Source organism: Afipia felis ATCC 53690 (assembly GCF_000314735.2).
GTDB classification, from domain to species: domain Bacteria; phylum Pseudomonadota; class Alphaproteobacteria; order Rhizobiales; family Xanthobacteraceae; genus Afipia; species Afipia felis.
Genome location: NZ_KB375270.1, coordinates 3,391,107 through 3,406,281 on the forward strand (window position 1 = coordinate 3,391,107; position 15,175 = coordinate 3,406,281).

Below are 15,175 nucleotides of genomic sequence, written 5' to 3' on the forward strand. Positions count from 1 at the left end.
CCAGCCGTTCGCATCCGCTCCGTCACTTGTACATCAGTGTGCCGGTGCCCTGATTGGTGAACAGCTCCAGCAGCACGGCATGTGGCGTTTTTCCATCGAGAATGACGACGCCTTCGACGCCCGCTTCCAGCGCGTAGATGCAGGTCTCGACCTTCGGAATCATGCCGCCGGAAATGGTGCCGTCCGCGATCAGCCGTCGCGCATCCTTGATCGACAGTTCGGGGATCAGCTTTTTGGATTTGTCGAGCACGCCGGGCACGTCGGTCAGCAGCAACAGCCGCTTCGCGCGCAGCGCACCGGCGACGGCGCCAGCGAAGGTGTCGGCGTTGACGTTGTAGGTCTGCCCGTCGGAGGACACCGCCAGCGGCGCAAGCACCGGGATGAGTTCGTGGCCGATCAACTGATTCAGGAGCGCGAGGTCGACCTTGTCGGGCTCGCCGACGAAGCCGAGATCGATCACCTTCTCGATGTTGGAATCCGGATCGATCATGGTGCGCGTCGCCTTCACGGCGGTGACCATATTGCCGTCCTTGCCGGACAGGCCGACGGCCTTGCCGCCCGCCGCATTGATGTGGCTGACGATCTGCTTGTTGATCGATCCCGCCAGCACCATCTCGACGATCTCGATGGCGGAGGCGTCGGTGATCCGCAGTCCGGCTGCGAATTCGGACTTGATGCCGAGGCGCGACAACATGGTGGCGATCTGCGGGCCGCCACCATGGACCACCACCGGATTGATCGCGGTCTGCTCCAGCAGCACGATGTCGCGCGCGAAGTCGCGGGCGAGGTTTTCTTCGCCCATGGCGTGACCGCCGTACTTAATGACGATGGTTTCCTCATCGTACTGCTGCATATGCGGCAGCGCTTCGGACAGAATGCGGGCCTGATCCTGCGGGCTTATCTCGGACATGAAACGAACCTTGAGTGGCGGGTGGCCCAAGGGTTTGGCTGGGCGGGAAGGGTTTAGCCGATTGATGTGACGGTGCAAAGCACCTCAGGCGCGGGGTGTCCGGCTCAGGCTGAGTGCGGCGGCGGCAACCATCAGCCAGCAGACAATGAACAGGGTACCCCCAGTCGGAGCGGCCATCGGGAAGAGGCTGTGACCGGCATAGTGCAATGAGACGAGGTCGCCACCGAAAAGGATACCGGCGAGTACGAAGCCGTAGGCTGCCGTCAGCCCGAGGCGTCGCCTCACCAACCCTTGATGAACCAGCAGCACCGTGCCGATCACTGCGCAGGCGTGGAACAGCAGCATCGAGGAGGCGATGCCGAGTTGTCTTGCGTCCGCCAGATGCGCGGCAGCAGCGGCGAGTGCTACGCCGATGGCGCCCATCAAGCCTGCAAGAGCCGCCGCGATTCGCAGCGACAGGGTGGAAGTCATGCCCGCTCCCTCAACAGTTTGACGATGGCCGCGCGCATCTCAGCCATGCCTCCGCCGTCGCGCGAGGATGTCACCAGTAGTTCTGGGAAGGCGGCCGGGTGCTTGCGCAGCTTGTCCGCCATCGTGGCCATGGTTTCGTCGAGCGCGGCCTTTTTCACCTGATCGGTCTTGGTCAGTACGATCTGGTAGCTGACGGCAGCCTTGTCGAGTGTGGTCAGCACCTCGTTGTCGGCGTCCTTGAAGCCGTGCCGGGAGTCGATCAGCACGTAGACGCGCGCGAGATTGGCCCGGCCGTGCAGGAAGCTATGGATCAGCTTGGTCCATGACGCGATCTGGGTTTTTGGAGCGGAAGCGTAACCGTAGCCCGGCATGTCCACGAGCCGCAGTTCGGGCGTACGTTCGTCGAGCGGCCCCGGTCCCTTGAAGAAGATCAGCTCCTGCGTGCGACCCGGGGTATGCGAGGTGCGCGCCAGCGCGTTGCGGTTGGTCAGCGCGTTGATGAGGCTCGACTTGCCGACATTGGAGCGACCGGCGAAAGCGATCTCGACGCCCTGCATCGGCGGCAGTGTCTCGATGGAGGGCGAAGCCCAGAAGAACTGCCAGTCGCCGGCGAACAGCTTCCGGCCGGCTTCCATCAGTTCAGCGTCTGGTTCGGTCATCATGTTCTTTCGAGACTACAAAAACGTGGATGCCCGGCACAAGGCCGGGCATCGCGATGAGATGATGATTGCAACGTTTGGCGCGGCTATCCGGGTTTCTTTGTGCCGGCAAAGGTTGATTTCACATTGTCGAACAGCTCGATCTTCACGCCGTTCTTTTTCATGATTGCGCTCTGCTGGAGCACGGAGAGCGTGTTGTTCCAGGCCCAGTAGATCACGAGACCGGCGGGGAAGCTCGCCAGCATGAACGTGAAGATCACGGGCATCCAGTCGAAGATCATCTTCTGCGTCGGGTCCGGCGGCGCGGGATTGAGCTTCATCTGGAACCACATGGTCACGCCCATAATCAGCGGCCATGCGCCGATCGCGAGGTAATGGCCGATCACCGGCACCGCGCTAGGGTCGTAGGGCAGGAGGCCGAACAGGTTGAAGACATGCGTTGGGTCCGGCGCGGAGAGGTCGTGAATCCAGCCGAAGAACGGCGCATGACGCATCTCGATGGTGATGAACAGCACCTTATAGAGTGCAAAGAAGACCGGAATCTGGATCGCGATCGGCAGGCAGCCCGCGATCGGATTGATCTTCTCCTTCTTGTAGATCTCCATCATTTCCTGCTGCTGCTTCATCTTGTCGTCGGGATATTTCTCCTTCAACGCGGCGAGCTGCGGCTGTACGGCCTTCATCTTCGCCATCGAGGCGTAGGACTTGTTGGCGAGCGGGAAGAAGATCGCCTTCACGATGACGGTGACGAGCAGGATGGCGATGCCGAAGTTGCCGAACAGGCGATACAGATGATCGATCGTCCAGAACATCGGCTTGGTGATGAAGTAGAACCAGCCCCAGTCGATCAGCAGTTCGAAACGGTTGAGCTTGAGCTGCTTGTCGTAGGCGTCGACGGTCGAGACTTCCTTGGCGCCCGCGAACAGATGCGTGGTGGTGGTCGCATTGCCGCCGGCCTGCACGGTGACCGGGTCGAGCAGGTAGTCGGTCTGGTAGACGCGGGTGCTGCCGGAGAGATTCGACGAGAAGCGCGCGGTCAGTGCGGCGGCGGGATCTGGCAGCAGCGTCGCGGCCCAGTATTTGTCGGTGATACCGAGCCAGGCGTTGGTGACCTTGAATTCGGCCGACTTGGCCTCGTCCATCTTCTTGTAGGTGAATTCCTGCAGGCCCTTGTCGCCGAGAACGCCGATCGGGCCTTCATGCAGAATATAATAGCCGGACGTCTCCGGCAGGCCATGCCGCGAGATCAGGCCGAACGGATAAAGCGTCGCGGCAGTCGAGCCGGCGTTGGCCACTTCATCCTTGATGGTGAAAACGTATTTGTCGTCCACCGAAATGGTGCGGGTGAAGACGAGGCCCTGGCCATTGTCGTATTTCAGGACGACCGGCGTCGAGGGCGTCAGCGCGTTCGAGCCCTGCTGGGTCCAGACGGTATCGCTGCCCGGCATTTTGGTGGCTGCGCCCGCGGCGGGTACGAAGCCGAACTCGGCATAGTAAGGCGCTTTGGTGCCCGACGGCGAGAACAGCACTTCCGCCGGAGATTTCGGATCGACCGTCTCGCGATATTTTACGAAGGCGACGTCATCGATGCGCGCGCCCTTCAGCGCGATGCTGCCGATCAGGCTCGGCGTGTCGATTTTGACGCGCGGCGAGGAGGCGATCGCTTCGGCGCGGTCCTTCACCGGCGCAGCCTGCTGCTGCTCGGTGCCGGGCGAATTCGGAGTGGGTGCAGCACTGCCGGCGGCCGGGGTCTGCGTGGTCGCGGCGGGTGCCGAGGAGTTGGCCGGGTTGGCGGCCTGCATCTGCGCCTGCTGCGCTGCGCGCTGCTTCTCCATCTGCGGCATGTTGTAGAAATACTGCCAGGCGAGCAGCACGAGGCCGGACAAAACTACGGCGATGATGGTGTTGCGATTGTCGGTCATCGGTCAGGTCTCGCGGGTAGGCTGAGAGAATTTTGGTGAAGGGCGGGCAGAATGAGAATCGCCGTCGCGATCCTTCATACGGGCCAGACGCATGAGCGCGGAACGGAAATCCTCAATCATGACGGAGAATTCACGTTCCAGCGCGCCGCGCCGGCCGACAATGACATAGTCGCGAGGCGATGGCGGCGCGATGACACCGGCCAGCCTGACCATTTCGCGAAGCCTGCGGCGCACGCGGTTGCGCTCGGTCGCAGTGCCGACTTTTTTGGTGACGGTGAAGCCGATGCGGGTGGGGCCGGTATCGTCGCGAAAGCGCGACTGCACCACGAACGCGGGCCGGGCAATGCGGGGGCCTTGGGCGGCGGCAATGAAATCCGCGCGTTTTTTCAACCGGTCCATGTTGTCAACCGGCGCATCGTGATGCCGGTTCAGGCGCTCAGACGCTTGCGGCCACGCGCACGACGGGCAGCGAGAACCTTGCGGCCGCCAGTGGTCGCGAGGCGCGCACGAAAGCCATGACGGCGCTTGCGCACCAGTTTGCTGGGTTGATAAGTCCGCTTCACGGTCGTTCTCCGCTGCCGGGCGTCCGCCGATCGCGGTATCGCCCCAGTGAGTGCCGAGCAAATTCGAATTGCCGAGCAAGTTTCAATGGTTTCGTCCGGGTTCAGCCGGTTCAAGGTCCTAAGTGACCATGGCCCTTAAATGAACCGGCCCGGTCGAACCGGGCCATCGCGGACAATTGGCCGGGCTTATACGGGAGCGGGCTGTTTTCGTCAACGGAGCGTGCAAATTGCCCCATTGCCGCGCCGGAAGCCAGTCTGCCCTGAAATATTCATATATTTCAGGCATTTCGAGCGTTTGACGAGGCCAGCCGCAGGTGCGACTGTGGCGGTGCGGAAGATCGAAAATCAAGGGCCGGATCGTGGCTGAAAGCGTGCCGCCAATGACGTCGCAGGAGAGGCCGGCCATGCCGCGCGGGCGCCTCAACCTGTCCGGCAAGCTGCTGCTGCTGACGATCCCCCTCGTGATGATCGCCGAAGTGCTGATCTACGTCCCCTCGATCGCCAATTTCAGCGTCAACCGCCTGAACGACCGGATCGCGGCAGCCAACACCGCGGCGCTGGTGCTTGATGCCGCGCCGGCGGGCATGGTGCCGGATTCGCTGGCGCGCAGCATCCTGCAAAGCATCGGTGCGCGCGCGGTCGCGATCAAGACCGGCCAGCAGCGACGCCTGCTTGCGGTCGCGGACATGCCGCCCGCCGTGGTGCGCGACGTCGACATGCGGACCATGAACGTGTGGGAAGCTATCGTCGATTCATTCTCGATGATGCTGGAACGCGGCGACGGCGTCATCCGCATCATCGGACCTGCGCCGCAGGGCGAGCAGTTCATCGAGGTCGTGGTGGATGAAGCGCCGCTGCGTCAGGCGATGTATCGCTTCTCCTCGAACGTGCTGTTGCTATCGTTCGGCTTCGCCATCGCCACGGCGGGATTGATTTATCTTGCCCTGCATTTTCTGTTCGTGCGGCCGATGCGGCGGATGACCGCGAGCCTCATTGCTTTCCACGAAAACCCGGAAAGCGCTGATCGCGTGATCGTGCCGTCGAATCGCGCCGATGAGATCGGCGTGGCAGAGCGCGAACTTGCCGACATGCAGCACGATCTGGTCTCGATGCTGCATCAGAAAAGCCATCTTGCGGCGCTCGGGCTTGCAGTCTCGAAAATTAACCACGACCTGCGCAATCTTCTCGCGTCTTCGCAACTTCTGTCAGACCAGCTCGCGAGCGTGCCGGATCCGCGCGTGCAGCGTTTTGCGCCGAAGCTGCTGCGTTCGCTCGAGCGCGCTATCGCGTTCTGTCAATCGACGCTCTCCTACGGCAAGGTGCAGGAAGCGCGGCCGGAGCGTCGCATGGTGGCAGCAGAGCCGATCATCAACGAAGTGCGCGAATCCGCGGGCATCGCTACCGATCCCGATATCGTCTGGAGCAATGCGATCGAGCGCGGTCTCGTCGTAGATGCAGATCCCGATCAGTTGTTTCGTGTGCTGCTCAATCTCGTGCGCAATGCCTTTCAGGCGCTCGAAGGCCAGCCGCATGCCGATATCGCGCCGAAGCAGATCCGGATCGCGGGCCGCCGCGAGGGTGCGGTCGCGGTGCTGGAGATTTCAGATACCGGCCCTGGCATCCCGGAACAGGCGCGCGCCCATCTGTTCGAGGCCTTCCAGGGCTCCTCGCGCGATGGCGGCACCGGACTCGGGCTCGCGATCGCCGCCGAACTCATCCGTGCCCATGGCGGGCAGCTCGATCTGGTGGAGGGGACGATCGGTGCGACCTTCCGGATCGTGATTCCCGACCGAACCATCCCGCTGCATCAACTCCGGCAGGAGCGTTCCCGCGCCTGAAGGGCGTAAGCCGCGGTCTGCCTTGGGAAAATGGGGCGTTTCAGCCGGTATACGATCCTGTCAAAACCGAGCTTGCCAAGCCGCACCGGAGCCGTTAGCTATGCCCCCTCGCGAGGGCGTTTTCGCCCCATATCCGCGACACGCGCCCGTAGCTCAGCTGGATAGAGCACCAGACTACGAATCTGGGGGTCAGAGGTTCGAATCCTTTCGGGCGCGCCATTTATCAATGACTTAGCCGTCACCCCGCTCGCTGATACCGAGTGTTACCATAAGCGTTATCGTGAGGTTGGTCGCGTCATTTCAGCGCCAAGGCGATGTCGATCAGGGCTCGTCGTCTAACGATCCTTACCTGAAAAAGACATGGCTTGAGTCCTGATCCAGGGGATCTGAAATCTCGGTGCCTCTGTCGAGGCTTTCTCATTTCGGGCCAAACACCAGAACGTTGCTGTGCCCCGGTGATCGAGCCAGCGCAATAAGCGGCCCCTGGCTTCGCGAACGTCAAATTGTCCGTGGCCTAGATGTCCGAGAGCTTGTTCAGGATTTGGGACCCACAGAGAGAATCATCAGGGGACAGACTTTGTTGGAGAACAGAGCGCTCTGAGTTTGTAATTGAGTTGTCGATCTTGAATTTCTGCTTTTGATCCAAAGCGGACATGGACCCGACATACGGTAGCTCTGGGAGGGCTAAGCGTTCTCGTTCAAGTTAACTACTTTGCTTTCCTCAACCAGCCTGGGCATCAATTCATTCGATTCGTTGAGGAGGCTCGTCGCGGAGTCACGCAGAGTTGCCGCGACAAAGTCGGTGATCCGCAAACAGCAGCTTGAAGAATCAAGAGTGTGCAGTCCATATCCGCTGCCTAGTTTAGCAACACACTCTAACGTTCCTCGATAAGGTGCTTTTTGGTGGTTTCCATTCAGACGCGAATCTCTACAGAACTCGGAGTCAAAGAGCAGCAAGTCCAAGCTGCCGTAGAGTTACTCGATAGCGGTGCTACCGTGCCGTTTATTGCTCGCTATCGCAAGGAAGTCACAGGCTCGCTTGACGATGCACAGCTCCGCACGCTTGAGGAGCGGCTGCGGTATCTGCGTGAGCTAGAGGACCGACGCAAGGTGATCCTCGACTCCGTGCGCGAACAGGGCAAGCTCGACGCGACGCTTGAAGCGGCGATTATGGCGGCCGATAGCAAGAGCCGGCTTGAAGATATCTATCTTCCCTACAAGCCGAAGCGCCGCACCAAGGCCGAGATGGCAAGGGAGGCGGGTCTGGAGCCACTTGCAGACCTTTTGATGACGCAGCCTCTGAACGAACCCGAGGCGAGTGCGGCTCAATTTGTCTCAGTCGACAAGAATGTCGCCGACGTCGCAGCGGCCCTTGAGGGCGCGCGCGCTATTCTCGTTGAGCGTTTCGCGGAAAATGCAGACCTCATTGGCGCGCTGCGTGAGGAATTGTGGACGAATGGTCGCCTTAAATCGACCGTGCGTGACGGCAAGCAGGAGGCCGGCGCGAAATTCAAGGACTATTTCGAATTTTCGGAAGCCCTGAAAAAGATGCCGTCGCATCGCGTTCTGGCGTTGTCCCGCGGCGAAGGGGAGGAGATTCTCTCTCTGACCGTTGAGCCGGATGATGGGGAGACGCGCCCGACCATCAGTGCGTATGAGTTGCGTATCATGGGTGCCTTCGGCATCGCTGATCAGGGCCGTCCCGGGGACAAATGGCTCGTGGACACGGCACGCTGGGCTTGGCGCACGAGGATTTTTACAACACTGTCGATCGATCTTCGGATGCGTCTGTGGAGCGCGGCCGAAGAGGAAGCCGTGCGCGTTTTTGCTTCCAACCTCCGTGATCTGTTGCTCGCTGCGCCGGGAGGTGCACGACCGACTCTCGGGCTCGATCCTGGATACCGGACGGGTGTGAAAGTCGCGGTCGTCGACGCCACGGGCAAGGTCGTGGCCACGAGCACGATCTATCCGCACGAGCCGCAGCGGCGATGGGACGAAGCGCTCGCCGTCCTGATGAAACTCGTGCGCGAGCACAAGGTAGAGTTGGTTGCCATTGGCAACGGCACTGCCTCGCGCGAGACTGACAAACTTGCAATAGAGCTGGTCAAAAAACTCTCCGATCTCAAGCTGCACAAGGTCGTCGTGTCAGAGGCGGGCGCATCAGTCTATTCGGCCTCGGCTTACGCGTCGGAAGAGCTTCCCGATCTCGACGTGACATTGCGTGGTGCGGTCTCTATCGCGCGACGCCTGCAGGACCCTCTCGCCGAACTGGTGAAAATCGATCCGAAATCAATCGGCGTCGGCCAGTATCAACACGATCTCAGTGAATTCAAACTGTCGAGATCGCTCGGTGCGGTGGTTGAAGATTGCGTCAACGGTGTCGGTGTGGATCTGAACACCGCTTCACCGCCTTTGCTGGCGCGCGTCTCCGGAATTGGAGCCGGCCTTGCCGAAAGCATCGTATCCTATCGCGACGCGCACGGTTCGTTCCGCTCTCGCAAAGCGCTTATGGATGTGCCGAGACTTGGCCCCAAGGCATTCGAGCAATGCGCCGGCTTCCTGCGTATTTCCGGCGGTGACGATCCGCTGGACGCATCCGCGGTGCATCCGGAATCCTATCCGGTAGTGCGCCGGATCATGGAATCCACCAAGAGTGATATTCGCGGCCTGATCGGAAACGCGCCGGTTCTGCGCGCGCTCAAACCGCAAGCTTTCGCCGACGACAAATTCGGTATTCCCACTGTCACGGATATCCTGCGGGAACTCGAGAAGCCAGGCCGCGATCCGCGGCCGGCATTCAAGACGGCGGAATTCAAGGACGGCGTCGAAACACTCAGCGACCTGCGGCCGGGTATGGTGCTCGAAGGGGCTGTAACGAATGTCGCGGCATTTGGGGCGTTCGTCGATATTGGTGTGCACCAGGATGGCCTTGTGCATGTCTCGGCAATGTCGAAGACCTTCGTGAAAGATCCCCGCAGCGTGGTGAAGCCGGGCGATATCGTGCGCGTGAAAGTGCTGGAAGTCGACCAGCCGCGTAAGCGTATCAGCCTGTCGCTTCGTCTTGACGATGAAATCGGTGCGCAGCCGCAGCGCTCTGCTGGAACCGACCGCGTTTCGGCCAAGCGCAGTTTTGCCAACAACCCGAGCCGCAATACGAAAACTTCAGACGGAGCGTTGGCGGATGCCTTGCGACGGGCAGGTCTCCGTGACTGAAGGCAATGCGCGGGCTCGGCTGTCGCAATGGCTGTGCCATCGCGATCGTAAGGGCTCCTTTCGGCGCAAAGCGGACATGGCCTCGGCAGAGGTAGATTTCGCCGACAACAAGCGTAACCGGCGAAGAATGGCGATGCTCCTTCGTTGGTTTGGCGGGATTCTCTATTGCTCGTTGGAGAGCCGTAGTGTTCGAATTCGATATGATTACAAACGGACTGACAAATGGATATTTTCGATCGGCTGAAGGCGGCGGCGATTGCGGACTGGCAAAGCTATATCGGCCATGACTTCGTCCTTCGCCTCGGAACGGGTACGTTGCCGCAGGCAGCATTTCGCGCCTACCTTGTGCAGGACTATTTGTTCCTGGTTCAATTTGCCCGAGCCTATGCGCTTGCCACCTACAAGAGTCGTACTGTTGCAGACATGCGGATAGCGCAGGCAGGGCTTTCCGCCATTCTCGACGAGATGAACCTTCATATACGGCTGTGCGGTCGTTGGGGTCTTTCGCCAAAGGAGATCGAGGCGACCCCGGAACATCAGGCCACTATCGCCTATACGCGTTTCGTGTTGGATTGCGGTGCGGCCGGGGATCTGCTCGATCTGCATGTTGCGCTTGCTCCATGCGTTATCGGCTACGCTGAGATCGGTCGTAATCTGATGCCGAACCGCATCGAGGACCTCGGCAATCATCCTTACCGTGAATGGATTAGTGAATACGCAGGCGAGTCGTATCAGGACGTTGCTGTCGTGGCGCGACGTCATCTGGATGATCTCGCGGCGAGGGCGATGACCGAACAGCGCGTTGCAGAGCTTGCTGCTCTGTTTGGAAAAGCGTCAAGGCTTGAGGCGGAGTTCTGGCAGATGGGTCTCGATGTTGCTGAGCGGCATGCCACTACTTAGGACTTCAATCATCTCCTGTTTTGCGGTTTCTTCCCATTTCCATCGCGTCAATCGCCCGCGGAGTTGAGGCGTGCCGCGCCTGCTCTCGATCCTGAGAAGTGGTCCTCGGGCAATATTCGCATCTAGCGCCGGTGGAGCAGTAAGGCTCTGGAGGGGCGCGAAGCCTGCCTGCTACAGTTCGATCTCAACCTTGCTCATGGGAATGTTTGAGCACATCAGCTGGCAGTGCTCCCGTGTCTTTGCCGACGTGACTCGGATTTTCATCAACTCGCCCACGACGACCTTGCGTGCGCACATGCCGCACATACCGGTGCGGCAGTTGAAGGGCGCCTTAATTCCGAGGCTTTCGGCGAATTCCAGCAACGTGCCTTGTTCAGGGGTCCAGATTGCCTCGATACCTGATGTCGTGAACGTCACCGATTGCGGATGGAGCGGCGGTAGCTCTTTTTCCTCCGCAATTTCGGCTGGCGGAGCGAGTGTTGCACCCATCTCCTGCTTGTAGATCCTACGGCATACGACGCGGCTTTCGCGCAGGGCCGCCTCAGTCGCTGCAACAAACTCTCGTGGGCCGCAAATGTAGGCGTCGAACTCCTCGGAGGGGAGGAATTCCACGTCTTGGTCCAGATGCATCTCGCCGCCGAGATCGTATTCCTTGCCTGGCCGGTCGACCTGACGCGGATTGCTGAACCAGACTTTCCAGACGCTGTTCGGCAGATCAGCTTTCAGCGACCCCAGTTTGCCCTTCAGGGCGAATGTCGAACTGTTGAACGTGCTGTGCAGGAACACGACATGATGCCGTGATGCTCTCACGGCCAGTTCTTCTGCCATCGCGGTAACGGCGGCCTCGCCGATGTCCTTGCTGAAGATGACGACAGGTCGGTCGAGTTCAGCGGTGAGATGGAATGAACCCTGCGGCCCAGTCGCGTGGATGAGGCCGCCTTTTTCTGCCTGATCGGTCCAGAAGAACGCTGCCCGCGCAGCATCCTTCACGTCTGTATGAATGACCGTGATACGATAAATCTTCGGGTCGGAGGAAAAGGCTGACAGCACATAAGGGCGCTCGCCGACACCCGGAATGTCGAAGGCAAGGTGCTGTCCGGCCTGAAAACGGCTCAGTGTCTCGTCCGATGTCAGGAATACGGAGATCGTATTCGGTGTTTCATTGACCTTCCGGGCGATTTTGTACTGTCGCTGCATGTGCCGTCCCTGAGTTCCGAATGTTTCTTATCAGGAAACTTGAGGAGGATCAAATGATGGGTGGCTGGCAGTTTGCTATAGATGGGATTATCTGCTGAAAACGGTTCCGACTACGCCGGACTATTGATAATCAAGAGTTTCTGGCGCAATTGACGATTCGAAATGACAGCTACCGACATCTTGGAAACTGGGTCTAACAGCGAGCAGGAGACTGACACGCTCGGACGCCGGATCAGGCAACTCCGAAAAGCGCGGGAGCGCACGCTGGATTCGCTGGCGCAGGAGGTCGGGCTCACCAAGGGCTATCTTTCCAAGGTCGAGACAGGTCGCCAGACACCGCCTTTGGGGACGTTGTCGAAACTCGCCAAGGCTCTCGGTACTGACCTTGCCGGACTCGTTGAAAACGGCACCACTGATCGCACTGAGCTTGGTTATGAAGGTGTTTCGGTGGTGCGGGCCGATGAGCGGCGCAATGTCGTACGTGGTGCGACGTCATTCGGCTACGACTATCAGTCGCTGGTGCAGAATGCCGTCGGCAAGCACATGTCGCCGTTTCTGTTCACCTTCCCCTCGCAGATCCTCAAGGAAGTGTTTTTCGAGCATGGCGGCGAGGAGATGATCTTCGTGCTCAGCGGTGTTGTAGAATTCGAAGTCGGCAGCGAAACCTTCGAGTTGATGCCGGGCGACTGCATTTATTTCGATCCTCGCCAACGGCATCGCGGGCGCGGAAAGTACGGCGAGGCCAAGGCGCTGGTTGTACTGTACGAGCCGAAAAATCGCAGCTAGTTCGTCTTCCTAAAAGGACGCGGCATAGAGCACTAAAAAAGGGGCGCTGCGAGCAGCGCCCCGAGATCAAGGCTGGGGGAACGATAGTGGCCTTGAATCAGCTCGCGAGAGCGTCTTCCTTCTCGACGCCGAACCCCGCGGTTTCACCGAATTTGTTCGGCTTGCGATAGACGGCGAGCAGGATGCAGCCTTCGTCGCTCTTGGTCTCGTGATAGGAGCCCGGGTGGCGCCAGACGAAATTGCCGGCCCGACAAATACCGTCATGGTCGTAGAACGAGCCTTCGAGCACGTAGCTCTGCTCGAGTTCCGGATGCTGGTGGAATGGAAGCGTGGTGCCCGGCTCCCACTTCAATAGGCAGGTCAGCTCGCCACTTGCCGGATTTTCATACAGAACCTTGATCTGGATGCCTTCGAACTGGGAAGGCTTCCAGCCCATATCAGTGACCTTCACATAGACCGAGCCGCCTGGCGTGGGTTCCTTGGTGACGAAACGCGGATCCATTGGGTATCCTCCTTGTTAAATAAGTATCCTATTAGGATACAAAATGACATGAGATGTCAACTCGATTATGCGGCCACGGTTTTTGGTGCAGCAGCGGCCTCGGAAAACGCGCCGTCGCCGCCGCTCCATCGATATTCGATGATGCGCGCGGTCTCTCTCGCGACGTCTGCGCCGCGAAGTCGTGCGATCAGATGCAATGTCGTATCGATTGCCAGAGCGACGCCGCCGCCGGTCACGACCGTTCCGGAATCAACGAACCGCGCTTCTGTACCATTCACTCCGGGGTAGAGCTTTTTCATCAAAGCGAGCGGCGTCTCGACGCCGGCAGGAGCGTAACGGCGGGTGGTTGCCTCCTTGCCGTCGAGCAGGCCAGCGCCTGCAACGATAAGCGCCCCAGTGCAAACTGACGCAACGATGCCCTTGCGTGAGAACGCCCGGATGAAGCTGAGAGTCTGTTCGTCCTTGCTGACCTCCGGCCATGCGGCCCCGCCGAGAATCATCAACACATCGCCGGGAGGACAATTCGTCACGCTGTAAGGCGCGAGGATCTCAAGTCCATTGGCCAGACGGACTATACCGGCCTTGTTGGCCACCAAAGCCATCTCAATACCCGGATCGACACGCTTGGCCATTGAAAGAACGCCGAATGTTGCGCCGATGTCGATCGGTTCAACATCATCATAGGCGTGGATGATGAACGTGGTGTTTGACATGCCAGATATCCTCCTCAGCAAGAAACTTCGTCAAAATAAGTATCGCAAAAGGAAACTTAGTTGACAACTTTTCATTCTGCAACGATGCTCAAGTTTCTTAAGACGGGAAACAAACCCCGCAAAAGTCAACTAGGGAGAAACAAATGTCGACGGCAGAGGTCCTTAATCCCGCTGTTCCCAAGGAAGGGTCCAGCATTAAACACATCGTTGCGGCGAGCGTGCTCGGCACGACGGTCGAATGGTATGATTTCCTTATCTACGGCACCGCGGCTGCGTTGGTGTTCAACAAGCTGTTCTTTCCGAATTTCGATCCGCTCGTCGGCACGCTTGCCGCGTTCGGCTCCTATGCGGTTGGCTTCGTCGCGCGTCCGCTCGGCGGCGCAATCTTCGGCCATTTCGGCGACAAGCTAGGCCGCAAGGCGATGCTCACGCTGACCATGATCATCATGGGTGCGGGCACGTTCCTGATTGGTTGTCTGCCCACCTATGATCAGGTCGGCATTCTTGCTCCGATCCTGCTGTTGATCCTGCGTATGGCGCAGGGCATCGGTATCGGCGGTGAGTGGGGTGGTGCGACCCTGATGGTCATCGAAAGCGGCGATCGCAACCGGCGCGGCTTTCTCGGCAGCCTTGTGCAGGTCGGTTTTCCACTCGGCATGGTGTGCGCGACCCTGATCTTCCTTCTCGTCTCAAAACTGCCTGATGAGCAGTTCATGAGTTGGGGCTGGCGTCTTCCGTTCTGGCTGAGTGCGATCCTCGTCGCCGTCGGGCTGTTCGTGCGCATGCGGCTCGTCGAAACGCCGAAGTTCGCGAAGGTCCAGGAGCAGGGTGAGATCTCCAACGCTCCGCTCCTCGACGTTCTCACCAAGGACTTCAAGAACTTCGTCGTCGCTGTCGGCCTCAAGATATCGGAAGTAGCGTGGGTGTATGTGCTGATCGGCTTCCTTGTCTACTACGCGACATCGCATCTTCATCTGTCGAAGACGGTTATTCTCGACGCGGTGCTTTACGCAGCGATTCTGGAACTGGTCACGCTGCCGCTGTTCGGCCTGTTGTCGGATTATGTGGGGCGCAAGCCGCTCTACATCGCAGGTACCATCCTATCGATGATTGTGGCCTTCCCGCTGTTTACGCTGGTCGCGACCAAGGACCCGACGACAATCGCGATTTCGATTGCGATCATCATGAGTATTACCCACGGTCTGATGTTCAGTCCGCAAGCTGCGTTCATTCCCGAACTGTTCGGCACGAAGGTGCGCTATAGCGGTGCCTCGCTCGGTGTGCAGGTATCGGCGGCAATCAGCGGCGGCTTCGCCCCGATGATCGCAACGGGACTCCTTGCTTACTACGGCACCACGACGCCGATTTCCTGGTACCTCATCGCGCTCGGCGCCATCACGCTGATTGCGACACTGGTTTCGCGGGAAACTGCTTTCGAGGACCTGTAGTGAATCATGAGCCGGCCCCCTTAGGGCCGGCTCATCTCTGCCGCCCGGTTGAT

14 protein-coding genes and 1 tRNA gene are annotated in these 15,175 nt (G+C 59.6%); 6 read left to right on the forward strand and 9 right to left on the reverse strand.

The window, feature by feature from the left end; genetic code table 11:
* Positions 1-22 precede the first annotated feature (22 nt).
* From argB to rpmH, 6 genes are all read right to left on the reverse strand, one after another.
* Entirely contained in the window at positions 23-910 is an 888-nt protein-coding gene (gene argB / locus HMPREF9697_RS16200; protein WP_002718324.1) for an acetylglutamate kinase, read from the reverse strand.
* Between the two features lie 84 nt (positions 911-994).
* A complete protein-coding gene (locus tag HMPREF9697_RS16205) occupies positions 995-1,381 on the reverse strand; it encodes a DUF423 domain-containing protein (protein WP_002718325.1) in 387 nt (128 codons plus the stop codon).
* Positions 1,378-2,043 carry a ribosome biogenesis GTP-binding protein YihA/YsxC gene (gene yihA, locus HMPREF9697_RS16210; RefSeq protein ID WP_002718326.1) on the reverse strand — a complete coding sequence of 222 codons (666 nt, stop codon included), beginning with the start codon at positions 2,041-2,043 and terminating at the stop codon, positions 1,378-1,380. Before yihA ends, HMPREF9697_RS16205 begins: the two co-directional genes overlap by 4 nt.
* A gap of 83 nt (positions 2,044-2,126) precedes the next feature.
* Positions 2,127-3,962 (reverse strand): membrane protein insertase YidC, encoded by a 1,836-nt coding sequence (gene yidC, locus HMPREF9697_RS16215; RefSeq protein ID WP_002718327.1) that lies wholly within the window; start codon positions 3,960-3,962, stop codon positions 2,127-2,129.
* A gap of 3 nt (positions 3,963-3,965) precedes the next feature.
* A complete protein-coding gene (gene rnpA / locus HMPREF9697_RS16220) occupies positions 3,966-4,361 on the reverse strand; it encodes a ribonuclease P protein component (RefSeq protein ID WP_002718328.1) in 396 nt (131 codons plus the stop codon).
* 29 nt (positions 4,362-4,390) lie between these two features.
* On the reverse strand, positions 4,391-4,525 hold the full coding sequence (rpmH, locus tag HMPREF9697_RS16225; protein WP_006609582.1) for a 50S ribosomal protein L34: 135 nt from the start codon (positions 4,523-4,525) through the stop codon (positions 4,391-4,393).
* Positions 4,526-4,929: 404 nt separating this feature from the next.
* Here rpmH and HMPREF9697_RS16230 point away from each other — a divergent pair, with 404 nt between their 5' ends.
* The 4 genes from HMPREF9697_RS16230 (at position 4,930) to HMPREF9697_RS16245 (ending at position 10,476) form a co-directional block, all read left to right on the forward strand.
* A complete protein-coding gene (locus HMPREF9697_RS16230; RefSeq protein ID WP_002718329.1) occupies positions 4,930-6,363 on the forward strand; it encodes an ATP-binding protein in 1,434 nt (477 codons plus the stop codon).
* Between the two features lie 142 nt (positions 6,364-6,505).
* A tRNA-Arg gene (locus HMPREF9697_RS16235) sits at positions 6,506-6,582 on the forward strand.
* Positions 6,583-7,266: 684 nt separating this feature from the next.
* Positions 7,267-9,576 carry a Tex family protein gene (locus HMPREF9697_RS16240; protein WP_002718330.1) on the forward strand — a complete coding sequence of 770 codons (2,310 nt, stop codon included), beginning with the start codon at positions 7,267-7,269 and terminating at the stop codon, positions 9,574-9,576.
* Between the two features lie 222 nt (positions 9,577-9,798).
* On the forward strand, positions 9,799-10,476 hold the full coding sequence (locus tag HMPREF9697_RS16245; RefSeq protein ID WP_002718332.1) for a TenA family protein: 678 nt from the start codon (positions 9,799-9,801) through the stop codon (positions 10,474-10,476).
* 171 nt (positions 10,477-10,647) lie between these two features.
* Here the strand turns inward: HMPREF9697_RS16245 and HMPREF9697_RS16250 are convergent, their stop codons facing one another.
* The gene (locus tag HMPREF9697_RS16250) at positions 10,648-11,673 is read right to left on the reverse strand and encodes a flavin reductase family protein (protein WP_002718333.1); all 1,026 of its coding nucleotides are present in this window, start codon (positions 11,671-11,673) and stop codon (positions 10,648-10,650) included.
* A gap of 162 nt (positions 11,674-11,835) precedes the next feature.
* On the opposite strand from HMPREF9697_RS16250, the gene HMPREF9697_RS16255 reads away from it, so the two are divergent.
* The gene (locus HMPREF9697_RS16255) at positions 11,836-12,459 is read left to right on the forward strand and encodes a helix-turn-helix domain-containing protein (protein WP_002718334.1); all 624 of its coding nucleotides are present in this window, start codon (positions 11,836-11,838) and stop codon (positions 12,457-12,459) included.
* A 97-nt stretch (positions 12,460-12,556) separates the two neighbouring features.
* Here HMPREF9697_RS16255 and HMPREF9697_RS16260 read toward each other — a convergent pair whose 3' ends face one another.
* Positions 12,557-12,961 (reverse strand): cupin domain-containing protein, encoded by a 405-nt coding sequence (locus tag HMPREF9697_RS16260; RefSeq protein ID WP_002718335.1) that lies wholly within the window; start codon positions 12,959-12,961, stop codon positions 12,557-12,559.
* A gap of 65 nt (positions 12,962-13,026) precedes the next feature.
* A complete protein-coding gene (locus HMPREF9697_RS16265) occupies positions 13,027-13,674 on the reverse strand; it encodes a DJ-1/PfpI family protein (protein ID WP_002718336.1) in 648 nt (215 codons plus the stop codon).
* A gap of 143 nt (positions 13,675-13,817) precedes the next feature.
* On the opposite strand from HMPREF9697_RS16265, the gene HMPREF9697_RS16270 reads away from it, so the two are divergent.
* Positions 13,818-15,122: an MFS transporter gene (locus tag HMPREF9697_RS16270; RefSeq protein ID WP_002718337.1), complete on the forward strand. Its 1,305-nt coding sequence runs from the start codon at positions 13,818-13,820 to the stop codon at positions 15,120-15,122.
* Positions 15,123-15,175: the final 53 nt, after the last annotated feature.